General features: G+C 65.1%; 21 protein-coding genes and 1 pseudogene. 5 read left to right on the top strand and 17 right to left on the bottom strand.

The features are described 5' to 3' along the window. Positions 1-34 precede the first annotated feature (34 nt). Together C486_RS01380 and C486_RS01375 are read left to right on the top strand one after the other, a co-directional pair. Positions 35-487 (top strand): response regulator, encoded by a 453-nt coding sequence (locus tag C486_RS01380; RefSeq protein ID WP_008452187.1) that lies wholly within the window; start codon positions 35-37, stop codon positions 485-487. Between the two features lie 123 nt (positions 488-610). Next, positions 611-1,105 (top strand): SHOCT domain-containing protein, encoded by a 495-nt coding sequence (locus C486_RS01375; RefSeq protein ID WP_008452185.1) that lies wholly within the window; start codon positions 611-613, stop codon positions 1,103-1,105. Between the two features lie 5 nt (positions 1,106-1,110). Here the strand turns inward: C486_RS01375 and mnhG are convergent, their stop codons facing one another. The 7 genes from mnhG to mbhE all read right to left on the bottom strand — a co-directional run bounded on the left by mnhG (position 1,111) and on the right by mbhE (position 7,327). Next, positions 1,111-1,476 carry a monovalent cation/H(+) antiporter subunit G gene (gene mnhG / locus C486_RS01370; protein ID WP_008452184.1) on the bottom strand — a complete coding sequence of 122 codons (366 nt, stop codon included), beginning with the start codon at positions 1,474-1,476 and terminating at the stop codon, positions 1,111-1,113. Beyond that, positions 1,473-1,763, bottom strand: coding sequence for a monovalent cation/H+ antiporter complex subunit F (locus tag C486_RS01365; protein ID WP_008452182.1), 291 nt, complete (start codon positions 1,761-1,763; stop codon positions 1,473-1,475). The genes mnhG and C486_RS01365 overlap by 4 nt, the downstream gene beginning before the upstream one ends. After that, entirely contained in the window at positions 1,756-2,361 is a 606-nt protein-coding gene (locus C486_RS01360; protein ID WP_008452180.1) for a Na+/H+ antiporter subunit E, read from the bottom strand. Before C486_RS01360 ends, C486_RS01365 begins: the two co-directional genes overlap by 8 nt. Beyond that, a complete protein-coding gene (locus C486_RS01355) occupies positions 2,361-4,010 on the bottom strand; it encodes a Na+/H+ antiporter subunit D (protein WP_008452179.1) in 1,650 nt (549 codons plus the stop codon). Before C486_RS01355 ends, C486_RS01360 begins: the two co-directional genes overlap by 1 nt. 73 nt (positions 4,011-4,083) lie before the next feature. After that, positions 4,084-4,437: a sodium:proton antiporter gene (locus tag C486_RS01350; protein ID WP_008452176.1), complete on the bottom strand. Its 354-nt coding sequence runs from the start codon at positions 4,435-4,437 to the stop codon at positions 4,084-4,086. Beyond that, entirely contained in the window at positions 4,434-4,898 is a 465-nt protein-coding gene (locus C486_RS01345) for an MnhB domain-containing protein (RefSeq protein WP_008452175.1), read from the bottom strand. The genes C486_RS01350 and C486_RS01345 overlap by 4 nt, the downstream gene beginning before the upstream one ends. Next, on the bottom strand, positions 4,895-7,327 hold the full coding sequence (gene mbhE / locus C486_RS01340; RefSeq protein ID WP_049909994.1) for a hydrogen gas-evolving membrane-bound hydrogenase subunit E: 2,433 nt from the start codon (positions 7,325-7,327) through the stop codon (positions 4,895-4,897). Before mbhE ends, C486_RS01345 begins: the two co-directional genes overlap by 4 nt. 65 nt (positions 7,328-7,392) lie before the next feature. Between mbhE and C486_RS01335 the strand changes: the two genes are divergently transcribed. Further along, positions 7,393-9,111: a tRNA uridine(34) 5-carboxymethylaminomethyl modification radical SAM/GNAT enzyme Elp3 gene (locus C486_RS01335; RefSeq protein WP_394295327.1), complete on the top strand. Its 1,719-nt coding sequence runs from the start codon at positions 7,393-7,395 to the stop codon at positions 9,109-9,111. A 434-nt stretch (positions 9,112-9,545) separates the two neighbouring features. On the opposite strand, the pseudogene C486_RS19765 reads toward C486_RS01335, so the two are convergent. The 3 genes and pseudogenes from C486_RS19765 to C486_RS01325 all read right to left on the bottom strand — a co-directional run bounded on the left by C486_RS19765 (position 9,546) and on the right by C486_RS01325 (position 11,059). Beyond that, positions 9,546-9,905, bottom strand: a pseudogene (locus C486_RS19765) (hypothetical protein). A gap of 62 nt (positions 9,906-9,967) precedes the next feature. Continuing rightward, positions 9,968-10,213, bottom strand: a complete 246-nt coding sequence (locus tag C486_RS01330; protein ID WP_008452167.1) for a hypothetical protein — start codon at positions 10,211-10,213, stop codon at positions 9,968-9,970. A gap of 201 nt (positions 10,214-10,414) precedes the next feature. Continuing rightward, entirely contained in the window at positions 10,415-11,059 is a 645-nt protein-coding gene (locus C486_RS01325) for a hypothetical protein (RefSeq protein WP_008452165.1), read from the bottom strand. Between the two features lie 278 nt (positions 11,060-11,337). Here C486_RS01325 and rqcH point away from each other — a divergent pair, with 278 nt between their 5' ends. Continuing rightward, positions 11,338-13,506, top strand: a complete 2,169-nt coding sequence (rqcH, locus tag C486_RS01320) for a ribosome rescue protein RqcH (protein ID WP_008452163.1) — start codon at positions 11,338-11,340, stop codon at positions 13,504-13,506. 133 nt (positions 13,507-13,639) lie between these two features. On the opposite strand, the gene C486_RS01315 is transcribed toward rqcH, so the two are convergent. The 4 genes from C486_RS01315 to C486_RS01300 all read right to left on the bottom strand — a co-directional run bounded on the left by C486_RS01315 (position 13,640) and on the right by C486_RS01300 (position 18,007). Then, a complete protein-coding gene (locus C486_RS01315; RefSeq protein ID WP_014863221.1) occupies positions 13,640-14,917 on the bottom strand; it encodes a glycosyltransferase in 1,278 nt (425 codons plus the stop codon). 173 nt (positions 14,918-15,090) lie between these two features. Continuing rightward, a complete protein-coding gene (locus C486_RS01310; protein ID WP_008452160.1) occupies positions 15,091-16,131 on the bottom strand; it encodes a lysylphosphatidylglycerol synthase transmembrane domain-containing protein in 1,041 nt (346 codons plus the stop codon). A 436-nt stretch (positions 16,132-16,567) separates the two neighbouring features. After that, entirely contained in the window at positions 16,568-17,110 is a 543-nt protein-coding gene (locus C486_RS01305) for an HTH domain-containing protein (protein ID WP_008452158.1), read from the bottom strand. 279 nt (positions 17,111-17,389) lie between these two features. Beyond that, positions 17,390-18,007 carry a hypothetical protein gene (locus C486_RS01300; protein ID WP_008452156.1) on the bottom strand — a complete coding sequence of 206 codons (618 nt, stop codon included), beginning with the start codon at positions 18,005-18,007 and terminating at the stop codon, positions 17,390-17,392. A 193-nt stretch (positions 18,008-18,200) separates the two neighbouring features. Here C486_RS01300 and C486_RS01295 point away from each other — a divergent pair, with 193 nt between their 5' ends. Next, entirely contained in the window at positions 18,201-19,268 is a 1,068-nt protein-coding gene (locus C486_RS01295) for an mRNA surveillance protein pelota (RefSeq protein WP_008452155.1), read from the top strand. 27 nt (positions 19,269-19,295) lie between these two features. Here the strand turns inward: C486_RS01295 and C486_RS01290 are convergent, their stop codons facing one another. The 3 genes from C486_RS01290 to C486_RS01280 form a co-directional block, all read right to left on the bottom strand. Continuing rightward, the gene (locus tag C486_RS01290; RefSeq protein ID WP_008452153.1) at positions 19,296-20,051 is read right to left on the bottom strand and encodes a TrmB family transcriptional regulator; all 756 of its coding nucleotides are present in this window, start codon (positions 20,049-20,051) and stop codon (positions 19,296-19,298) included. Next, positions 20,048-23,179: an efflux RND transporter permease subunit gene (locus C486_RS01285; RefSeq protein WP_008452151.1), complete on the bottom strand. Its 3,132-nt coding sequence runs from the start codon at positions 23,177-23,179 to the stop codon at positions 20,048-20,050. The genes C486_RS01290 and C486_RS01285 overlap by 4 nt, the downstream gene beginning before the upstream one ends. Before the next feature lie 215 nt (positions 23,180-23,394). Further along, entirely contained in the window at positions 23,395-24,129 is a 735-nt protein-coding gene (locus tag C486_RS01280; protein WP_008452150.1) for an MBL fold metallo-hydrolase, read from the bottom strand. Positions 24,130-24,406: the final 277 nt, after the last annotated feature.

Genomic DNA, 24,406 nt, shown 5'->3' with positions numbered 1-24,406 from the left:
AGGCTTATTCCCCTGTGGGGAAAAGTGCCGGATCGTGCCACCGTCTCTCTCCACCGGTCCCGGCTCTCTCCTGCTCGTCGAGGACAATCCCGGCGACGTTCGGCTCATCGAGGAAGCCTTCAAATCGGCGGGGTTCGACACGACGTTCCACGCGATCCCCGACGGCGACGCCGCCCTCGAGTTCCTACAAGAGCGAGCGGCGACCGCGTCCGGTCCGGATATCGATCTCGTCTTGCTGGACCTGAACCTGCCCGGCACGGACGGGTTCGAAGTCCTCGAGACGATCAGGGACGATCCGAACCTGGCCTCGTTGCCGGTGCTCGTCCTCTCCAGTTCGGCGGCGACCGAAGACATCGTCAGGAGCTACGAACTGGCTGCGAACGCGTACCTCACGAAGCCGACCGACCCCAGCGAGTTCGCCGACATCTGGCGTGCGGTCGAGGCGTTCTGGTTCGACGAAGCGACGCTGCCGCCGGTCCCGTCGTAGGGGCTCCCGTCGGAACGCGACGTCTCGCACCTGCGGAGCGACGCGGCCAACCGCGGCAGGCGATACCGGCCGCCGAAACCGTGGCCCGATAACGTATTTGCGGTCCCGGTACGAAGCCGTCGTATGGATGCGATCGAGGGGACCGGTACCGATCGCACTGGGGAGCAGCTATCGACTCGGGTTCGTGAGAACGCATCCGGCATCGCGTCGCTGCTCGTCACGGCGATCTGGCTCGGTGCGATGGTCACAGATCAGGGCTGGTGGCTCGCGGCGTTGCTCGTCGGTTACATCGCAGTCGTCCCGATAGTCGAGCTACTGTTCGACGAGACACCCGCGGACGATCGGGAACGGAACGCCCCGGCGACGGACGAGATAGAACAGGACCGCGGGACGACGCCGACGGACGCCGTCACCAACGATCACGACGCACTCGAGACCCTTCGCGAACGCTACGCCGCGGGTGAATTGACCGACGCACAGTTCGAGCGCAAACTCGAGCGGCTGCTGGATACCGAAACGCTCGCGGACGCCCGGGAGCGGGCTCGAGAACAGCGTCAGCCGGCCCGAACCGTCGATCGGGAACGGGAGCGACACCGAGAGCGAGAGGGCGAACGCTGACGACCCTACTCGTCGGTCGACTCGGCCTCGTCGGATCGATCCGAGCGCTCGACCGCCGACGGATCGGGCCAGGTGACGCTGCCCAGGAACGGAATGCCGATCCGCTCGGCGGCGCGGGCGATCATGTGCGAACCGGTGGGGACCGTCAGGAAAAGGAAGACGATCCCGATGAGCGCGGTCAGCCCCTCGCTGCCGGGGCCGAACTCCGCGAAGCCGGCTAGGAAGATCGCGGCGGTGCCGAGCGTCGTCGGCTTGCTCGTGGCGTGCATCCGGTTGTAGACGTTCGGCAGCCGTAACAGCCCGATGGTCCCGACGGTCAGGAAGAAAACGCCGACGACGAGCAGCGCGATGACGATGATCGTGTGAATCATTCGATCACCTCGCCGTCGGTGACGAACTTGGCGACGGCGACGGTCGCGATGAAGCCGATGATCGCGAGCACGAGGCTCACGGTGATGAACAGCCCCCGACCGGTCAACAGGGCGAACAGGACCGCGATCGCGACGACGTTCGTCGCGATGGCGTCTAAGGCGACCACACGGTCCGGGTTCGTCGGCCCGCGGATCACGCGATAGCCACACAGGACACAGAGCCCGCTAACGAGGACCAACGCGGCTTGGATCGCCGTCTCGAGGACGGCGGGATCGCTCTCAGTCATCGCCGACACCTCCCGCTTGGCGATCCGGCCCCCTGTCTCTTTCCCCGCCGGAGACGACGATGTCCGGCGGCGGGTCCGACGGCGATGCGTCCTCGTCGAACAGTTCGAGGGCGTAGTCCTCCCAGGTGCGGATCGGTTCGGCGATCGCCTCGGGGTGGCGGCCGTTGACGCCGTGGACGTACAGCGCGTTGGTCTCCTCGTCGTAATCCAACGTCACGGTGCCGGGCGTGATCGTGATGCTGTTTGCGATGACCGTGATCGCGACGTCGGACTCGACTCGCAGCGGGACCAGAATCACTTCCGGCTCGATCGGCATGCCGGGCGACAGCACCCGATAGGCGACGTCGAGGTTCGCCCGCAGGAGTTCCAAGCTGAACGCACCCAGGTAGAGCCCGGCGTAGGGGAGCGCTCGAATCCCTCGCCCGAGATCCACGTACTTGCCGTATAGTCGCCGGAAGACGAACGCCACCGGCAGCCCGACGAGCAATCCGGAGAGGAAGCCGCGGACGAGCGAGATGGGTGTCAGCGGCTGCCCGACGACGAACACCCACAGAACGGCGAAGACGACGCCGACGACCGGCCAGGTCCGAACTCGCATCAGTGTCCACCTCCGTTCAAGCCGCCCAAGTCGCTCGCCGCCTGCGGATCGACGGCGTCGACGTACCCCTCAGTATCGAGCGCGGCCTCGGCAGCGGTCTCCGCGAACTCGTAAACGGGTTCGAAGCCGACGCCGACCGCGATGATCGCGACCGCGAGGCCGACGAGGATCGCGACCTGAACGGGGTCGACGGTCGCAGCCTCGACGGCGTCCGTCCGTGCACCCCAGAAACTCCGATTCCAGAGGCGGGTCGCGTAGGCGATCGTCAACAGCGATCCGACGAGCAGGAGGACGAGAACGGGCCCGGAGCCCGCTCGAGCGGCGGCGTCGAAGACGAGGAACTTCCCGAAGAAGCCGGACAGTGGCGGGATACCGACGAGTGCAAGCGAGCCAACGAACACGGCGAGTGCGAGCGGCGGCGACCGCTTGGCCAGGCCACCGAGGTCGGCGAAGCGACTCGTTCCCGTCGCGGACCTGACCGTCCCGACCGCGAGGAAGAGCAGCCCCTTCGCCAGGGTGTGGTTGAGCGCGTACACCAGCGCGGCGATGATCGCGAACCTGCGCAGCTCCGGGCCGGCCGCCGTCGTTGCGATCGCGACCGGGATCGCGATGAACCCGACCTGGCCGATGCTCGAGTACGCGAAGACCCCTTCCATGGAGTCACGGCCGACGGCACCGATACCGCCAAGAAGGATGCTGCCGGCCGCCATGACGAACAGCGCCGCACCGATAAACGGCAGCGGCGAGTCGCCGGTGATCGCAACGCCGACGAGCGGAAGCGGGAGGTCGATGGCGACCTCCGCACCCGCAAAGACCGTAAAGGAGAGTCGGATGATGGCGTAGATGCCGACTTTTTTCGTCGCCCCCGCCAGGAGGGCGGTAATCTGGGGTGGCGCGGCCCGGTAGGCAGTCGGAATCCAGAACTGGAACGGGACGAGACCGGCCTTGATCGCGAACACCGACAGCAACAGGCCCAGCAGACCGACGACCGGAACGGGCTCGAGGCCGTAGGCCGCCGGGTTCGCGAGCCGCTGTGCGAGATCGGCCATGTTGAGCGTCCCGGTCGTCGCGTAGATGCCGCCGACGCCGAGCAGGAAGACGGCGCTGGCAAGCAGGTTGAGCGAGACGTACCAGAACGCGGCGCGGGTGTGCTGGGGACCGCCGCTGTAGGCGACGAAGACGTAACTGGCCATCAACATCACCTCGAACCAGACGAAGAGGTTGAACAGATCGCCGGTGAGGAACGCACCGGTGACACCCAGCGCGAGGAAGTGAAAGAGCGGGAAGTAGTAACTGCGTCTCTCGCCGTCGGGGAGGTGTCTGGTCGAGAAGACCAGCGACGCGATGCCGAGGGTCGCGACCATTGTTAGCATGAACGCCGACAGGCCGTCGGCGACGAGCGTGATCCCGAAGGGGGCCGGCAAGTCACCGACCTGGTACGTCGCGATTCCGGGTGCGTCCGGCGCGAGGACGATATACCAGTCGATCGCCGCGACCGCGATCGCGTAGCCCGCTCCGCCGGCGAGACTGACGGCCGTCCGAGCGCGGGGGTGCCGACCGAGCAGCAGCGTTCCGGCAGCCGCGACGAGGACGACCAGCATCGGTGCGATCACGAGCGTCGATGCCGTGCCGACGGGCATCGCCGTCATCGGCGCTCACCCGTCGTCGCCGTCGGCGTCCGGTTTCGGGTACTCATCATCGTCGTCGTTGTCGCCATCGTCGTCATTCGCTCTCACCGAGTTCAGTTACGTCGAGCGTGTCGTGTTCCTCGTAGACCCGATACGACAGCACGAGCGCGAACGCGGTCATGCCGAACCCGATGACGATCGCGGTCAACACGAGCGCCTGTACCAGCGGATCGGCCGTCTCCGGAACGTGCTCGCCGTGACCCGCCAGGATCGGTACCGACTCGGCGGTCGCCGGTGCGATCCCGCCCATCGCCAGCAGATAGACGTTCGCGGCCTGGCTGATGATCGCCAGCCCCCAGACGACCCGGATGAGGTCCCGGCGCAAGAGCAGGAACGTCCCGAGGGCGAAGAGCGTCCCGATCGCGGCCGCGAGGACGACCCCGGTCATTCGGCTCCCACCACCGAGAGGATCGTCAGCAGTCCACCGACGACCACGCAGTAGACGCCGAAGTCGAACGCGAGCGCGCTCGCGACCTCGAGATGATCGTAGATCGGGACCCCCTCGAGCATCGCGAACGTCTGCGTGAGGAACGGCTTGCCGAACAGCAGCGGCGCGAGACCGCTGGCGACGGCGAGCGCGAAGCCGTAGGCGAAGAGGCGACGATACGCCAGTACGACGCGGTCCCGCGACGGCTCCTTGCCGGGGTCGACATCGCGGCCGAGGATGCCGCGCTCCAAGAAGTCGAGCCCGAAGCCCATGTAGACGATCGCGAATGCCGTCGTCGTGAGCACGCCGCCGATAAACCCGCCGCCGGGGAGGTTGTGTCCGTCGAAGAACAGCGAGATCGCGACGACCAGGATGATCGGGACGATCGCTCGAGCGGTCGTGCGCATGATGACTGTCGTCATTCGTCGGCACCCCCGTCGCTGGGTGGCCCCGCGGAATCGTCGCCGGTCAGTTCATCGCCGTCGCGAATCGCGGTTCGGTCGCCGTCGCGGTCACGCATGACGATCAGCGTCAGGATCGAAATCGCGGCGAGTGTGATCACGGCGAGTTCGCCAAGGGTATCGAAGCCACGGAAGTCGACGAGGGTGACGTTGACGATGTTGGCCCCGCCACCCCGCGGAATGGCCTGTTCGGCGTAGGCACGAGCGATCTCGCTCGGGCCGTCGGGACGGGTCCCGGTCGTGACGAGGACGGTGACGAACGCGGTCGCGCCGACGAGGACCGAGAGGACGGCGTCGCGGGCGACCGCCCCGATCTCGACCTCGTAGCGCTCGGGGATCTCCTCGATCACGAGCAGGAAGATCACGAGCACCAGCGTCTCGACGACGAGCTGAGTCAGGGCGAGGTCGGGTGCGCTCGCGAGGATATAGAAAATGGCGACCATGAACCCGAGGATCGACAGGGTGAGCACGCCGGCGATGTGTGAGCCGGCCGTCGCGACGGCGACGCCGCCGATCACGGCAACGAGCAAGACGAGGGCGATGGCGAGCGAGACCTCGACGCCCAGTTCGGTCGGCACGATGGCACCGGCCGCGACGAAGCCGGCGAGCGCGAGCGTACAAGTCGCCGTCAGCGTCCACGTCGCGTACGTACGGAGGGTGCCGTCGTGGACCGTTTCGGCGAACGCTCGCCCCTCGTCGCTGAGGCCGTCGACGGCGGTATCGTACCACCAGCTCGCTCCGATCGGCGGCACTGCCCGCGGGATCGATCGAATCGCGTCGTGGAGCCGACCGTAGGACGGGTACGCGACGAGCCCGACGCCGATCGTGACGGCGCTCATCCCCAGCGCGGGCGAGTAGGACGTCGGGAGGCCGACGTGCATGGCATGGGGCTCGACCGCCGTCGCTTCGAGTCCGGACTGGACGATGGCGTCAACGGCGAGTTGGGGATCGACGCTGACGACCGCGGCGAGCAGCGCCAGTACGGCCGGTGGGACGAGCATGGTGACAGGCGGCCGGTGGACGTGGCCGAGCGCCTCGGGTCGCTCGCCGAAGAACAGAGAGAGGAATCGCAGCGAGTAGAGGACGGTAAAGATGCTGCCGAAGACGGCAACGGCAGGGTAGAGCCAGCCCAGCAGGCCGATGTCGTGGTGATGGCTCGCCTCGACTGCGGCCTCGAAGAGGAGTTCCTTCGAGTAGAACCCATTGAACGGCGGAATGCCAGCCATGCTGAGCGCGACGACGGTCGTAATCACCGCTGTCACCGGCAGATCGTGGCGGAGCCCGCTGAGTTCGTCGATCTCTCGCGTCCCCGCCTCGTGGGCGATGATGCCGGCGACGAGGAACAGCGCGGCCTTGAACAGCGCGTGGTTGAGCAGGTGGAAGACGCCGGTCTCCGCGCCGTAGACCGACGTAAAGCCGAAGCCGGCGACCATCAGCCCGAGATGGCTCGCCGTCGAGTAAGCGAGCAGTTCCTTGATGTCCGTCGAGGCGACGGCCAGGATCGCACAGACCGTCATCGTCGTCAGGCCGAGCGTCGCAAAGAGGAACAGCCACTCGGTGCTCACGAGCATCGGGCGGACCCGGCCGATGAAGTAGACGCCGACCTTGACCATCGTCGCGGAGTGGAGAAACGCCGAGACGGGCGTCGGCGCTGCCATCGCGTTCGGCAGCCAGAAGTGAAGCGGCACCTGTGCCGACTTGGTCCCCGCGCCGATCGCGAGCAGTCCGAGCACCGGGAGGAACAATCCCCGCTCTCGCAGGGCCGCTTGCATCGTTTCAGGGTTCTCGAGCATCGCTGCGAGGTTGAACGCAGCGCCGGAACCGAGGACATCGCTCGCGACCAGCGAGAGCAAGAGGAGGCCGACGAGCAGGAAGAGGCCGCCGCCGACGGTGATGAGCATGGCCATCCGGGCGGCGTACTGTGAGGAGTCGTCCGCGGTGTAGTAGCCGATGAGAACGAACGATGCGAGGCTGGTGAGTTCCCAGAAGAGGAACATCGCGATCAGGTCGGCGGCGAGCGCGACGCCGACGATCGAGCCCATGAAGGCGAGCAATGCGGCGTAGTACCTGACGAGGCTCGATTCGCCGTGCATGTACGCGGGCGAGTAGGCGAAGATCAGCGCGCCGATACCACACGCTAACATCGCGAACAGCAGCGCCCAGCCGTCCACGTAGAACCGGAGCGCGAGGTCGAGGGAGGGGACCCACTCGAGTCCGACGGTCCCTTCCGACCCGTACTGGGTCGCGAGGAGGCCGAACGAGGTGAGCGCCACGACGGTCCCGGCGAACCCGGTTCCCTCTCCGAGGACGCGAAAGACGACCGGCGTGAGTGCTGCAACGACGAACGGTAACGCGACCGCGGCGATGACCATCGCCAGGTCGGGAGACATTCAGTACGCCGAGGGTAGGGGGAGACCACCCTTAAACGATTACCTTTCGGAAGCCGCGACTGTACGTGGAATCGACGCACGCGCGTCGGCTCGAATCGGCGACTCGATCCGGGAGTCCGACACGCTTATTCGCGAACGGCGACGAATCACGTGTAGTGAGTACCGAGACGCCAGAACCGACCGAAACCGAAGCGTTCGAGCGGGTCTGTGAGACGCTCGTCGAGCGGATCCTCGCCGGCGAGGTCGAGCGCGACGAGGTCGAGAAAGCCAAACTCGAGGCCTGTTCGGAACACTCGGCACCCAAGGTGCCGAAGAACTCCGAGTTGCTGGACTACGCGCCCGAGGAGCACCGGGAGGACTTGGAGACCGTGCTCCAGCGCAAGCCGGTCCGGACGGCCTCCGGCGTCTCGCCGGTCGCGATCATGACCTCGCCCGAGCGGTGTCCCCACGGCAAGTGTCTCTACTGCCCCGGCGGCCCCGACTCCGAGTTCTCTTCCTCGCAGAGTTACACCGGCGAGGAGCCCGCCGCCGCCCGCGGCGTCCAAAACGAGTACGATCCCTACGGCCAGGTGACGCTGCGACTCGAGCAACTGCGCCAGATCGGCCACCCCGTCGACAAGGTCGAACTGATCCTGATGGGTGGGACGATGACCGCCCGCAGCCACGACTATCAGGAGTGGTTCGTCAAGCGAGCCCTCGAGGCGATGAACGACTACGACGTCGACAAAGAGCCCGAGCCGGCACAGGGGGTTAGCTTCGCCGAAGATCCCGAGGCGTACGAGTGGAAATACCTCGAGGACGTCATCGCCGAAAACGAGACCGCGGACATCCGTAACATCGGGACGACGTTCGAGACGAAACCCGACTGGTGTGACCCCGAACAGATCGACCGAATGCTCGATCTCGGCGGCACCAAAGTCGAGGTGGGGGTACAGACGACCTACGAGCGGATCAACCGCGACATGCACCGCGGCCACGGCGCACAGGCCTCGATCGACGCCAACCAGCGGCTGCGCGACTCGGCGTTCAAAGTGGGCTTTCACATGATGCCGGGCCAGCCGGGGATGAGCAAGGAGATGCTGTCTCTTATACACATCTNCCGCTCAGAGATGTGTATAAGAGACAGGTGGGGCACTGCGACCTACGATTGGTGGCACAAAGACGAGTACGAGCCCCTCTCGAACGACGAAGCGGCGGATCTGATCGCGGAGATCAAGGACATGATCCCCCGGTACACGCGGCTCCAGCGCGTCCAGCGGGACATCCCGGCGGACTTCATCGATGCTGGCGTCTGGAAGTCGAACCTCCGGCAGCTCGCGCGCAAGCGCATGGACGAACACGGCTGGGAGTGTGAGTGCATCCGCTGTCGTGAGGCCGGGATGCACGACGACGAACCCGAAACAGTCGATCTCGACGTGATGCGCTACGAGGCCTGTGGCGGCACCGAGCACTTCATTTCCGTCGAGGACTTCGAGAAGGACCTGCTGGTCGGCTTCTGCCGACTCCGGTTCCCCAACGACCCCGTTCGGCCGGAACTCGAGAACGCGGCGCTGGTCCGGGAACTCCACGTTTACGGGTCGGAAGTCGCGATGGGCGACGAAAGCGAGACGGACCAACACCAGCATCAGGGGTACGGCCGCCGGCTGATGGCCCGCGCCGAGGAACTCGCCGCCGACGCCGGCTACGACAAGGTCAGCGTGATCTCCGGCATCGGCGCGCGGGAGTACTACCGGAACAAGCTCGGCTACCATCAGGACGGACCGTACGTCAGCAAGCGACTCTGACACGAGGGAGTCGAGCGTCCCGGCGTCGAGTCCATCCGCCGACGCGGAACGATCACGGCTGTTCGACGCCGTTCCCTTATTTCATCCTCAAGGAATGGCACAAAATTTATAGGGGGTACGGGTCTACTATCCGATGCCGACGATCGTCGGTCCGCTGTCGACTCCCCCCACTTCGACAGCGACACACCGCACTGTCCCGTTCGGGTGCGCCGATTCCGCCATCCGGTCGCTCGATCCCCTGGGGCGACCGTTGCGGCGCGCTCGTCGCCCGGATCCTTTTCCGCGTTCGGTTCCGATGGCCGTCTCGAGTAGCACCGCGGGAGAAACGGAGACGAACGTGACGTGGGTCCTGAGTACCCCGAGAAGGACCGTGGCTTGCTGAGTCGCCGCTCTTTCGTGCGAGCCGCCATCGGAAGCGTGGTGTGTGGGACGGTTTAGACCGCGAGAACGGTGTCGACGACGATCATGAGAGCGAAGCCGAGGACGAACGCCGCCGTCGCGGTATCGGCGTACCCGTGGCCGTGACTCGAGGGGATGAGTTCTCGGAAAACGACGGCGATCATCGCGCCGGCGGCGAGGGTCCGGCGACGACCTCGAGCGGCGAGCCCAACTCGAGGCCGGGGAGTACGAGCGCGAAGACGGCAGCGCCGACCACGATTCCCGCTGCGAGGCCGAGCGAGCCGTCGTAGACGCGGTGGCTGATTGCGGTCGGTACACAGAATCGGGAGTGCGCCGATCCCCGTCATACAGCCCGCAATGGTCGCGACGATGACGACATCCCCGAGCGGCGATATATCGACCCGGTTCGGGCGGGCGGGCAAAACGCTTCCGTTCGACGCGGTCGCCGACCGCGGTCTCACACTACCTCACGCGTACTCCGGTAGCCGCCGACGCCCTCGGAAGCGAGATAGCCGATCAGCAGTCCGGCGGCAAGCAGGCCGACAAGCGTCCGGTCGGTCCCGCCGGCAACCCCGGAAAACGACAGCAGCAAGAACAGACTGACGCCGACTGCGGTTCGAACCCGCGTTCGTGGCGCGAACTCGTCGTCGCCGTCGGTCGCCGCGAGATACAACTGCGGTCCGAGGATCGGAATCACGATCATTACGAGGACACCGAAGAGGAGGTGGTCGATCTCGAGGACGATTCCGACGCCCAGTCCGGCGAAAAAGAAGACACTGGCGACGGCGAGAACTCGGTTCTCTCGTGAGAGTATAGCTGCAGTTCGAATTCTGACATGATGGGGCTTCGGATCGGGTGGGCCGAAGCCGACTCCGCCGCTCGCGTCCCGACCGAGGGACCGCCGTCAGTCGATCGTGACCTCGAGTTCGAGCAGCCCGAGGTGGGCGGGCGCACCGCCGCCGTTGGTGCGAAACTCCGTCGGCGTCGAGTTGACGACGTTGTAGAAATCGGACTGACTGGTCGGCACGAGCGTGCTGCCGTCGTCGCGTTGGAGGAAGGCAGGGGTGTCGGTTCCCTCGATGAGAGCCAGTTGTTCCTGCCAGTCCTCGTCCGCGTAGATGAAGGTGCCAAAGGAGAACCGACCCGCGGCGAGGGCGTCGTGTTTCGACAGGAACATCCCGGCCTCCTCGGCGTTGTACTCCTCGTCGCTCACCCAGGCAATCGCCGCGATGCCCGCCGACTCGAGCAGGTAGAAGTCCCAGGAGAGCGTCGCGTCGAACACCGCCCAGATGCTGCGCGGACCGACGGCATTGAGTTCGACGCTGAACGCGGGTCGCAGTCGATCCCCCTCGGACTCGGGAACGAAGGTGGCGTCGTAGCCCGGCGATCGGATGCCCCGGTCGTGGTAGACGACCCCGTCCATGTCGATGTCCGCCTCGATCCGGTCGACGATCCCGCTGACCGTGGCACCGCCCTGCCCCTCGAGATGCTCGAGGAAGTCCGGAAACCGAGAGACGTTCTCCCACGGTTGGTCGTCGCCCGCGCTCATACGGTCCGCCCCCCGTGGGGAGTGTGCGATCGGGACCCCTGTCCGTCACCCGACATCGAGCCGGTCGACTCGCGGGTGGCTCCACCGGTAGCCTCGTGCATGGCTCCTTCTGCGTGCTGGCACGGATTAGGCTTTCCGACCTCGGCAGCGTCCCGGTGCCGTGCGAGTCAGCGGGCTCACTCACGGGCGAGGAGGACAAGGCCGGCGGTCGCCGGGCGGGGCGGACGCGTGGGCGTCGGAGCGACACGTCTTTTTGACCGGGCCGGGCAGTGTGTGGTATGGATCCAAAGCGGGAGCTCACCAGCGTCGATCTCGCCGCCCTCGTCGGGGAACTCGGTGCCTACGAGGGAGCGAAGGTCGACAAAGCGTACCTCTACGGCGACGACCTCGTCCGGCTCAAGATGCGGGACTTCGATCGGGGTCGCATGGAACTCATCCTCGAGGTCGGCGAGGTCAAGCGGGCCCACACGGTCGCCCCCGAGCGGGTGCCCGACGCCCCCGGTCGGCCGCCACAGTTCGCGATGATGCTCCGGAACCGACTGTCGGGCGCGGACTTCGCGGGCGTCGAACAGTACGAGTTCGACCGCATCCTCGAATTCGTCTTCGAGCGCGACGACGGCACGACCCGAATCATCGTCGAACTGTTCGGACAGGGCAACGTCGCCGTCACCGACGGCGAGTACGAGGTGATCGACTGCCTCGAGACCGTCCGCCTGAAGTCCCGGACCGTCGTCCCGGGCTCGCGCTATGAGTTCCCCGACACTCGAACGAACCCGCTGACGGTCTCGCGAGAGGCGTTCGACCACGAGATGGACGACTCCGATACGGACGTGGTCCGGACGCTCGCGACCCAACTGAATTTCGGCGGGCTCTACGCCGAGGAGGTGTGTACCCGCGCCGGCGTCGAGAAGGGCATGGACATCGACGACGCCGACGAAGAGGTCTACGGCCGGCTCTACGAGACCATCGAACGCCTCGCGCTCGACATCCGGAACGGGACCTTCGATCCGCGGCTCTATCTCGAGCCCGACGACGCGGCGGGCGACGATGCGGACGGTGACGGGACAGCCGAAAGCGGTGCCGCCCGCGTCGTCGACGTCACGCCGTTCCCGCTCGAGGAACACGACGACCTCGAGGGCGAGCCCTACGATTCGTTTCTCTCGGCGCTTGACGATTACTTCTTCCGGCTGGAGCTCGCGGCGGAGGAAGAGCCCGATCCGACCGACCAGCGGCCCGACTTCGAGTCGGAGATCGCCAAACACGAGCGCATCATCGAGCAACAGCAGGGGGCGATTGAGGGATTCGAACAGGAGGCCGCGTCGTTGCGCGAGCAGGCAGAACTGCTCTACGCGGAGTACGGGCTGGTCGACGAGATCCTCTCGACGATCCAGGGGGCCCGCGAGCGGGAGCGCTCGTGGGACGAGATCAGGGAGCGGTTCGAAGAAGGTGCCGAACAGGGTATCGACGCCGCGGAGGCCATCGTCGATATCGATGGCAGCGACGGTACGGTTACCGTCGAGATCGACGATGAACGGATCGATCTCGACGCCCAGCAGGGCGTCGAACAGAACGCGGATCGGCTCTACACCGAGGCCAAACGCGTCGAGGAGAAGAAAGACGGCGCGCTCGCGGCCATCGAGAACACTCGCCAGGACTTAGCGGACGCCAAGCGCCGCCGCGACGAGTGGGAAGCCGACGAAAGCGGCGGCGAAGACGACGACGAGACCGACGCAGATGGGGACGACCTCCCGCGCGACTGGCTCTCGGAGTCGTCCATCCCGATCCGCGAGAACGAGCCCTGGTTCGATCGCTTCCGCTGGTTCCACACCAGCGACGGCTTCCTCGTGATCGGCGGTCGAAACGCCGACCAGAACGAGGAACTCGTAAAGAAGTACCTCGAGCCCGGGGACAAAGTCCTTCACACGCAGGCCCACGGCGGCCCCGTCACCGTGTTGAAGGCGACCGACCCGAGCGAGGCCTCCTCGAGCGACATCGACCTCCCCGACTCGAGCGTCGCGGAAGCGGCGCAGTTCTCCGTCTCCTACTCGTCGGTCTGGAAGGACGGTCGCTACGCGGGCGACGTCTACGCCGTCGACTCCGATCAGGTCTCGAAGACCCCCGAGAGCGGCGAGTACTTGGAGAAAGGCGGGTTCGCGATCCGGGGCGACCGGACTTACTACCGGGATACGGCGGTCGGTGCGGCGGTCGGGATTCAGTGCGAGCCGTATACCCGCGTCATCGGCGGCCCGCCGTCGGCAATCGAGGGACAGGCAGTGACGACGATCGAACTCGAGCCCGGGCGGTACGCCCAGGCGGACGCGGCCAAACGGCTCTATCGGCGCTTCCGCGAGCGCTTCGAGGACGAGACGTTCGTCCGCAAGATCGCTAGTCCGGACCGGATTCAACACTTTATGCCGCCGGGTGGCAGTCGGATCGCGGACGACTGAGGCCTGGAGTGCTGGCGGCTACGATCGGCGGATACCGTCGGGAGCGGCGGGCGCTTCAGAACACCGTTGATAGATCAGTTCGTGTTTTGACTCCGATCGGGAAAGCGGAGTTATCCGAACGAAGTCGCGTCGGTCAGCCGTGTTTTTCCACCTGGTACCAGGTGACTTCCCGCCCGAGGGCATAGCTGACGACGACTTGCACGACGACGAGTCCGTAGAGCGTCAGCGAGACCGGGATGAGGAGCCACGCGAGATCAAATCCGTCAATGCCGGCGGTGTAGTTGTCGATGACACGGGTTGTGAGTACGATGCCGTAGATACCAGCCAGTCCCGCAGCGACGACACTGGGATACGAGAGCGACGCCAGTATGAGTTTCGGGACGGTTACCGAGAGGACAATCCCCGCAACGAACGTCCCCACGAGTGACAGGAGCGAACTGAGATACGCCGGATCAGACAGATTACGCCAGTCGTGGACGTGACCGTGACAAATAGAGAGATGGCCCGTGATCCAGCGAACCCGCTGTCCCCACCAGTCCCGCAGCGTGTGCGCTGCCTCCTCGAAACAGGGATAATACGATAGTTCCCGGATCGAGAGGTTGGCTTGGTGACACCGATGAGTGAAGTCCATATCCTCGGTCAGCGCTCCCTCGTCGAACCGTCCCACCTCATCGAAGACCGATCGCTCTATGAGGACACTGCGGCTGCCGACGATGCGAAGTCCCAGCAGAGAGCGAGCGAGTTTCTGTGGCAGGAAAAAGAGCAGCAGATACTCGTAGTACGCGAGCGATTCTATGAGGCCAGTCGGCCGGGGAAGGCTCCGGACTCGCGCGATGTCGTGTTCTCGTAACGCGGCCATCCCGTGGGCGATCAGTTCCGGGTGGGGTTCTTGATCGGCATCGAACATCGCGATCACGTCGGCATCGCTCCGTTCGATGGCATCGTTGAGCGCGCCTGCCTTCGATCCCGACCGACGATTCTGAATATAGTTGACACACTCGTAGTCGGCCGCCAAATCGCCAGCCCGTTCGATAGCGGAGTGATCATCCGGTTCGCAGACGATCGTGACGGTGAGGTCCTCGTAGGTCGAGGCTGCCAGTCGTTCCACCGAGCGGTGTAGTACCTCGGGTTCGTCGTGGACGGGAACCAACGCTTCGACGGACCGGCCCGAATGGACCAGCGCGTCGGGATCCTCCCGCAACAGCGACGAGAGATACAACAGCAACGAGATCGCGAGGGCCGCGAACGCAACCACGAGCCAGACACGAGTGTCGAAGACGGCACCGAGGAGCGGAAGGGCGTGTCCGATGACGACGATGGCGAGAAAATCGGCCATCAGTGTGAGTGCCGTGAGAGCGAGAACGCAGGCAACGATACCAGTGGTTAGGAGATATCGATGGAGGGATGCCATACTCCCGGCTTGTAACGATGGCAACATAAACCTTCATATGTTGTTTAACATTCACAAATCTTCCATATAGAGCATCCCTGAGCAGCGTTACATCTTCCAACAGTTGTCAACATTTCTTTAAAATAACGGATCACACAGCTCGACGGGTGAAGAAGCTCGCGACTCGTTCGATATTAATAACGACGATGCAGGTTGTCGAGGATAACGGCAGTGATACCGCCACCGACCAGCATCGGAACCCAGTAGGTCGCTCCCCGATAGATGACGACGGCGGCCGTCGCAGCCGTCGTCGCAACTCCGGTTGTGGAGACGACTAGAACGATAAACGCCGTCTCGACGCCACCGATGCCGCCTGGAAGCGGGAATACTCCGGCGATGCTGGCGACGGGCAGTACGATGAGCATCGCCATGAAGGGGACGGTAACTCCGATCGACGCAAGCGAGATCCAAAGACAGATCGACAGCGTGAGCCACCCGAGACACGAGAACAGGCCAGCCAGGACCAGGAGCCGCGGATTGCTAGCGATCCGTGCGATCGAATCGAAGAACCCATTTACGCGATGTTCGATGTCCGCTCGCGTCGGTGCGCTAACGCGTGGGACGGTGCCGCCAACCCAGCGAACGATCGGCGGAAGCACAGAGAGAACCAGTGTCTCGATCCGATGGTGGAACCGCCATCCGAGCGTCAGCGTGAGAACAAACCCGACGAGGAGTGCCGTTACAGTGAGACTAGCAAGGAGTAGGTTCCGGCCGAAATCGAACCCACGCAAGACGAACAGCCCGATACCGACGAGCCCCATCCCGATCGAGGGGAAAAAATGCAGGGTATCGACGCTCGCGATGGCGGCCAACCCGTTCTCGTACTCCGTGTCGGCAGCCTCGGAAATCAAGAAGGCACTGATTGGTTCACCGCCGGCCTGCCCGAACGGGGTGACTTGATTCGCGAAGGTCGCAGCAGTAAACACGACGATTGACCGCACTCGAGAGGTTGGTGTTCCCAGCGCGCGCAAGACGGTGTGGAGACAGAGCCCCCAAGCGACGAGCCAGAGCGGGATGAGACCAAGCAGGATGGCGATGACGGGAGGCTGGGCCCGACGCAGTTGTGCAACAATTCCATCGACGCCGACAAGGAAGAGCAGCAACGCGAGAACGAGTCCGGCACCGACGAATCCGATCAGGATGGACCGCCAATCGAAGAGCTCCTCGGATGACATTACTTTGTCTCAGTGGGAACGCAATCCAGTGGCAGGGAGTTGCACGTGCCGATAGAGACGGTATTAGTCGAGGAACACATGGTTCGAGATGGGGGCCGGTCGTTGACGAGAGGACAATAAAGAGATGCTCACTGATCGGATAGGGCTGAATTTCATGTCCGGCTGAACGGCCGGATCGCATTTAAACTTAGTTCATTCGGCGGATCACTACACGGGCGGTCGATCCGAGCGGGTTCGCTCACCTGAATGGAGGACGCGGCTGTCCCCTGTCTTTCGCTGATTCAATCGCCGATATCCACGTTGACTTTTCCGTCGATTCAGCGTCTCCCTCGAGTAAGCGTGCTGAACCAATCCGTCTCTGGAGTGGCGACTCAGCGATGGAAGGGGACTCGAGAATCGAGCGAGGCGGCCGCCGGGTCCGGCCTCGAGCGGCGTGTTATTCTCCGTGCTTCGTTTGCGCGGAGGACTCGATAGTGCCGCCCAACCCGTCCCGAATCGGCTCGCCTCGGTCGGGGAACGGACGGGTGCTGCCGTCCTCGAGTGCGTCGAGGCACTCCTCGACGGTGTAGGTGCGGTCACCGTCCGAACAGGGTGCGACACACTGGAGATCGTCGTCCTCGTAGACGGCGACGCACACCGTCGGGACCTGAATTTCGGTGGCAGGACGGTGCTCGAGCAGCGATTCGGTCTCGTGTTGGTCGAACGCCGGGCGAAGCGTGTACCCTTCGCGGTCGGCCCAGGACTCGAACGCGTCGACGGTGAGTGAGACCGACGGCCTGGCGTCGCCGAGTTCCTCGAGCGCAGTCCGTACCGATGTCCACGTTTTGACGCGCACGTCGGCCGCTATCGCTCGCTCCTCGAGGCACCGCGCTCGCGAAACGATCGATTTGAGCGGTTCCACGACGGCCGCGGAGGCGTTGTTTCGGAGAAACACCTCGATCCGGACCGTCTCCGTGGAGGCTGGGTTTGCGTCTCTCATTATTGCTGTTCGGTGGCAACCACATCATCGCCGCCACCAGTCAGGACTATAAAGCTAACAACGTCCGGGCGACGCCGACTGTCGGCTCCCCCATCAGATCAGTCGTCGAATTACGCGCGAGCGTTGCGACGCCCCGAGACGGGCTGTCGGTTTCACCCGTCCGTCCCGTGCGGTCGACCGTGCGTCGTCGCGACACGTCGCCCGGAGTGAGAAAGAGGCGGCAAACCGACGCCGGGTTGCCCCCGATCGGTTGATGAGAAACGTGTTCGTCCCGGATCGTTACCGTCGTTTCGCGGCCGAGTCGTCCATGTGCATCTCGTGAATCGAGATGCGGATATCGGAGGCGTCGTCGAACTCGGTCGTCGGGATGGGCGACTGTTCCGGGTCGGTGTCCTCGTCGGTGCGGTCGATGTTGCGGACCGCTCGGCGCTCGGCCGCATCGTAGGACGACCCCATCGCGATCAGGAACCCGACCATCGCGGTCACGAGCGCGACGACGCCGATCGCGACGGCACCGATCGAGGCGACCGTACCGGAGAGGACCTGTCCGGAGACCAGCAGCGAAACCGCCGTCACGGCCGCGATCAGCGTGAGCAGTCGCGCGAGTCGGCCGGTATCGAACCCGTGGTAGGTCTTCTCGCCGGTCGTATCGAACAACACCGACAGAATCCCGTCGTAGGAATCGTCGGTTCGGGCGTTGCCGAGCGAGTGCGTCGACTGTGCGACCCACACGCCGGCGGTGAAGTTGAGGAACGCGACGAACGAGACGAGGCCGACCTGACCGTCGACGAACAGCCCGACGGCGATCGCACTGGTAAACGTCACCGCCATGATCGCGTGGGTGACAAGCGACCGGGTGCCGAAGTCTTCGAGTTGGGAAATGTGTCCGAGGTTCATAGGTAGTGTTGGCGCGCAACGCGGATAGCCGCAGCCCCTAACTGTGAAAGACGTGGGCAAGTAACATGGAACGTCGCCGGTCACGATCCCTCCCGAGCGCAGGGGGATCGAACGTCCACCGAAGCGCGAGCGCGTCGCCGATCGAGACGACCCGATCGCAGTCCACTTACCGTCACCCTGCAAACGAACTCCCATGCAGATCAAAGACCGGGAGCAGGTCGAGGGCGGCCGCGAACGGGTGACGGTCGTCCCCGAGAGCGTCGACGACCTCTGGCACTTACAGTACGTCCTCGAGCCCGGCGACCGCGTCGCGGGCGATACGACCCGGCGCATTCAGCGCAACGACGATCAGATGCGCGACACTGGCGGCGAACGCGAGCACATGTGGGTGGCACTCGCCGTCGAGACCGTCGAGTTCCACAAGTTCGCCAATCGGCTGCGGGTCGGCGGCGAGATCGTCGCCTGTTCGCGCGAGGATCAGTTGCACTTTCATCACACCCTCAACGTGGAACCGCGCGACGAACTCTCGATCGAGAAGCGGTTCAAACCCGATCAGACGGCCCGTCTCGAGGAGGCCGAGGAAGCCACTGAGAACCCGGACGTGGCGATCGCGACCGTCGAGGAGGGACAGGCCCATGTCCACACCGTCGCCCAGTACGGCACCGAGGAGCGGGCGACGATCACCGGCACGACCGGCAAAGGCGAGTACGCACGCGGGCGCTCGGAACTGTTCGACGAACTTGCGACGGTCCTCAAACGCCTCGAGGTCGACGCGATCATCCTCGCGGGGCCGGGCTTTACGAAGCAAGACGCCTACAAGTATCTCGAGGAGAACGAACGCGACGTGGCCGACCTGGTCACGATGGTCGACACGGCGGCCGTCGGCGACCGCGGGGTCCACGAGGTGCTCAAACGCGGCGCGGTCGCGGACGTCCAGGAGGAGACTCGCATCGAGAGCGAGGCCGAGTACATCGACGAACTCACGCGGCGCATCGCCGACGGCGCGAAGGCGGCGTACGGTCCCGAACAGGTCAAACAGGCCGCGGAGTTCGGCGCGATCGAACGCCTGCTCGTGCTCGACGATCGATTGCAGCGGGAACGCGGACCCGACGGCGAGTGGGCGATCAGCGTCGACGACATCGTCCGGACGACCGAGCAGAAAGGCGGCGAGGTGACGGTCTTCTCGAGCGAGTTCCCCCCCGGCCAGCAGCTCTCGAACCTCGGCGGGATCGCGGCACTGTTGCGATATCGCCTCGAGTGAGCGGCCGACGCCCGCGGGGCCGTGCGCTCACTCGACGGCTAGCTCGTCGCTGGCTTCGATCAGTTGGATGAGCACGGAGGCAAACAGCGAGCCCGAACTCCAGATCGCGGTTTCGCCGTCCGCGCCGCCCCGGACGCTCAGCAGGATGCCGTCGTCGTCGGCGATGACGATCCGACCCGACCGCTGATCGTCCGTCCGGTGGGCCGGCGGACGTTCGATGGTGACGCCGTCAACGGCGGCGAACTGCTCCCGGACGGCGTCCCGGCCGCTCACGACGGAGACCGAGACGCCGGCCGCCGCGCGCTCGGCGAGCGTCCGTTCGATCGGCGGCGTGACGAATTCCGGGAGGCGGGTCCCGAAGACGATCCGCTGCTCGGCCTGTGAGAGGATGTCGACCGTCCGGTCGTCGACGCGATCCCGTCCGCGAACCGTCCAGATGTCCTCTCGGGTTTCTTCACCCTCGGGTTCGCGTTCGACGGCTGCGACGTATTCGAACGCCCGCTCCTGTTCTCGCTCGAACTGGCTCCGCAGCGTCTCTCGAGCCTCCTCGACGCTGACCGGGCGGTACCGAATCGGGTTCGACTGCTGGACCTCGAGCAGGCCGCGGTCCTCCAAGCTCTCGGCGACGCTGTAGACCTGCGAGCGCGGCACGTCCGTGATGTCGGCGATGTCCCTGGCCGTGCCCGCGCTCAACCGATGCAGTGCGATGAACACCTTGGCCTCGTAGCTGGTGAGACCCAGTTGTTCGAAGGCGTCGATGGCCGCGGTTTCGTCGCCGCTCACTCGTCGTCACCTCGAGTCGAGTCGATGCCGCCGTCGCTCGCGGTCGGCGTTCCCGGCTGCAGCTCGGACGGGTCGAACGAGACGTCCGGTCCGAAGTACCGCGTCCACAGGACCAACAACGCCGGGAGCACGACAACGCTCGCGAGGAACGCGTACGTGATCGTCAGCGCAGTGATGATCCCGAACTGCTGGAGTGCCGGGAGGATCGCGAGCGCGAGCGTGCCGAACCCGCCGACGGTCGTGGCCGCGCTGCCGAGCAACGCGCCCCCGGTCCCGGTAACGGTCGTCCGAAGCGCCGCCCAGACGTTGCCCTGCCGCTCGAGTTCGAGCGCGTAGCGGTCGCTGACGTGGATGCTGTAGGCGACGCCGAGTCCGATCGTGAGACTCGTAATCATCCCCGTCAGGACGTTAAACGGCATGCCGATCCAGTACATCGTCCCCAGAATCCAACTCACCGAGAACGCGACCGGGAGCAACGTCACGATCCCCAGCGTCGCGCTGCTCCCCGTCAGCCGGTAGGCGACGGTCAGGAAGACGAAGACCGCCACGAGCGTGAGCAGCAGGCTCTCGAGGACGGTATCGAGCAGGTCCTGCTCGACGACGTACCCGACGATCGGGTCGCCGGTCGCGGTGGCGCTCCAGCGGCCGTCGCTGCCGTCCTCGATGGTGCCGGCGATATCGCGCATCTCGCGTGTCGTCTCACTGTTCGCGGCGTCGCCCTGTACGGCGATAATCAGCCGCGCCGACTGGTACTCTCCGTCGTCGGTTCGATGGAGGACCTGCGTTGCAGCCTCCCCGTCGATCTCGAAGAGCTGGTCGTATAGCGCCGACACGTTCACGTCGGGGACGTTGTCGTCATCGGTGTCGGCCGCGGTGAACGACTCGTTGAACGACTCGTTCTGTCTCGCGACCCGTTCCATCGTCGAGAGCGGGTCCTGAACGTCCTCGTCGCCGGTCGCCAGCGTGTAGACGACATCGTCGTCCACGGCGATCTCCGCTCGAGCGACGTCCATCCGCTCGAGCGCGTCGGGATCGGTCACGTTCCCCTCGACGAGGAGCTGTGCCTGACTGTCCTGGCGCTGGAAATGCTGGTTGACGTACTCGAGGTCGTCTTTGGCCTGATACTCGCCGGGCTGTGCCGGCCCGGGCAGAGAGTCGGTCCAGTCCGGCGGGCTGTCAGCGATGAAGTCCTCCTGTTCGAAGCTGGTGTCGACCTGCGTCGCACCGTAGACACCGCCCGCGGAGAGCAGGAGAGCGACGAGAAGGACGGCAAGCGGGGCTTTCCGGGCGGCGGTCGCGCCGATGGCGAGCACGTCGCCGAAACGGCTATCGCCGGTCCCGAAGGCTCGCTTGCGGCGGTCGAGGCCACGGCCTTCGAGGAACTCGTCGAGTTCGATCTTGGCGGCGGGGATCAACGCGCCGAAGACGATCAGCGCGGCGACGATCCCGACCGCGCTGACGATGCCGAACTCCCGAATGGGGCCGATCGGGCTGACGAGGTTCGAGAGGAAGCCGATGACGGTCGTGGCGGTCACCCAGACGAGGGCGACACCGACGCCTGCGAGCGCGACCGTCATCGAGCCGCGGACCGTCCCGTCAGGACCGTCGGCCGCGCGCTGTTCCCGGTGGCGCATGAAGACGTGGATCGCGTAATCGATCGAGAGCCCGATCAACAGCACCGGTACTGCCACGAACATCTGGTTGAACGCGATTCCGGCCCAGCCCATGACGCCGAACGTCCAGACGAGGACGGCGACGATGCCGATGATTCCGAGGACGATATCGAGCAGGTCGCGGTAGGCGACGACCAGCGCGACCACGACGAACAGGAGCGCGAGCGGCCCGACGATAGCGAGACTGTCGCCCATCGACCGGTCGATCTCGTCGGTCATGAGACCGCCGCCGAAGACGAGATACGACTGCTCCTGGCTCTCCGCCAGGTCGCGAATGTCGAGTTGACTCTCGACGATTCGATCGCTGACCGCGCCGGCTTCCATGCCGCTCGCGTCGCCGGCGGCCGTCGACTGGATCACGGAGGTCAGCCGCGCGTCGGCCGCGGTCCGTCCGGGCTCGTAGGAGGAAGGCAGTAACGCGGTCGCGACGCTGTCGTCGGAGCCGTTCGACGGAAGCGTGCGCTCGAGGGTACGCTCGTACTCCTCGTCGCTTAGGTCCTCGAGCGCCGCGATCTGCTCGTCGAGTGGCGGCCGGTCCTCACGGTCCAGCGCCGCGTACTCGTCCTCGAGTACGCCGGCCGTGCCGGCCCGATACGCCTCCTCGAGTCGCGCGGAGAGCCGCTGATAGTCGGAGTCGTCCACCGGGGTCGCCGTTTCCGACCGGAGCTCGGCGCGCTGCGATTCGATCTCCCGCACCTCCTGAACTGCAGACGCATACTGGGCCGTCTGGGCCTCGGTGAGCCCCGCCGTCGCGTTTGCGACGACGACATCGAACTGCGCCTCGAGGTCGGCCGATCGAATCCGGTATTCGTCCTCGCTGATGGAGTCGGGTTCGGTCGACTCGCTACTCGAGGCGTTTTCGGCGGATTCGGTGGTCGAAGTGTCCGTAGTCGACTCGCTGGCCGAGGCGTTTTCGGCGGACGCGGTAGTCGAAGCGGTTGCTGTCGGTGCGTCAGTCGAACTACGCTCGACCGACTGGTTCAACGCCTCGTACTGCCGCTGCAACTCGACCGTCTCGTTGAGGCCGTCCTCGAGACCCGCTCTCGTCTCGTTCAGGTCGGCGGCCCGCTCGGTTCTGATCGCCGTGATGGCGACGAGGTTCTCGATGCCGGTGATCGACTGGTTCTCGGCGAGCGTCGACTCGATCGACTCGTTCGCCCGGAGTTCCTGCTGGAGTTCGAGCGACGAGCGCAGCGACTCCCTCGTGAGAACGTCGTCGCCGCGCGTGATCAGCTGTACGCTGGTCGTGTTCTCCTGTTGCTGGCTCGTGAAGTTCTCGTTGATGCGCTCGAGGGCGTTCGCTTCCGCCGAGTCGCTCTCGAACTGGTCGAGCGAGGAGTCGTCGTCGACCATCGGCATGCCGGCACCGATCAACGCCGTCGAGACGAGGAGGACCACGAGTACGAGTCGTGTGTGCGTGGTGATCGCGTCCGCGAGCCGGTCGGGAACGCTCATTCGGTCACCGCTCCGTTCGTGTTCGTCTCATCGGTGGGAGCCATACTGTTGTTACGATCCTACAAACGCGGCGGTACATACGTGTTCCGTCTACTAGATGGATTGATATTACAGATAGTGGAATAGAATAAACTCACACGGTCACGACTGTCAGTACTTCGTGGTCGTTGCACAACGAGACTCAGAGGCAGCGATTCGGGCGGCGATCGGCGCGGCTACTCGATAGAAACCGTCATGAGGTCCTCGGCGAACCGGACATCGCCGTCGTAGTGGGCACCGATCGACTCGAGCATCTCCTCGTGGCGGCCGTCGGTGTGGGGATAGAGGTGGGTCAGGTAGACGCGCCCGATGTCGCGGCCGTCCAGTTGTCGACCCAGCGTCTCGGGCGTCGGGTGGTTAGAGACGTCGACATCGTCGGGGAACGAGCAATCGTGGGCGAGGATCGCCGATCCCTCCGCGAAGTTCGCCAGCCCGGCGAAGGCCTCGCTGTCGCCGCTGAAGGTAAAGCGGTCGTCGAACCGGTAGGCCAAACATGGCAGCGAATGGCGCGTCTCGTAGGCGGCGACATCGAATCCCGCCACCGAAAAGTCACCGGGAACGACCTCTCGAACCTGCAGGTCGACTTTGTCCTGCATGTAGTCGTAGACCGAAAGCAGATCGTCGACCAACCCCTTGGTCCCCTGCGGACCGACGATCTCGAGGTGGTCCTCGCCGGCGAGCCAGCGGGCCTTCAACAGCGGCAGCAGATCGGCGACGTGGTCGAGATGGTGATGGGTCAGGAGGACGGTCGAGACGTTCTCGTAGCCGACGCCGGACTGTTGGAGTCGCTGGAGCACGCCGGCACCGCAATCTAGCAGCAGCGTTCGGCCATCGTCCTGCACGAGAATCCCCGCCTGAAAGCGTTCGCCGGTGGGCATCGCGCTGCCCGTGCCGAGAAAGGTGACACGCATACGCGGCTTTGGAACGGCCGTCCCGATAACAGTTGTTGTGACATCCTCGCCCGCCCTAAGGGGAGTGGTTTTCCTCGCTACAGCAAGAAGATGAATCCGATCGGTCCGCGGCGGCGGTCTGGGGCCACGTTCCGTATCCACGCCCTCAGTACCGAGGTCGGGCCTGCTGTTCGAAGAGCCCGGCCCCGAGCCGTTCGGAAGCGTGTCGAGCGGCTCGAGTCGGTCCGTGCCCCCGCGAAAGCGCCGTCTTCGCCTCGAGTCGGTTGCCGGAGAGCGA

This window comes from Natrinema gari JCM 14663 (assembly GCF_000337175.1).
GTDB classification, from domain to species: Archaea; Halobacteriota; Halobacteria; order Halobacteriales; family Natrialbaceae; genus Natrinema; species Natrinema gari.
Note: the sequence above shows the minus strand (reverse complement) of the source record. Positions and strands in the feature narration are given on the sequence as shown.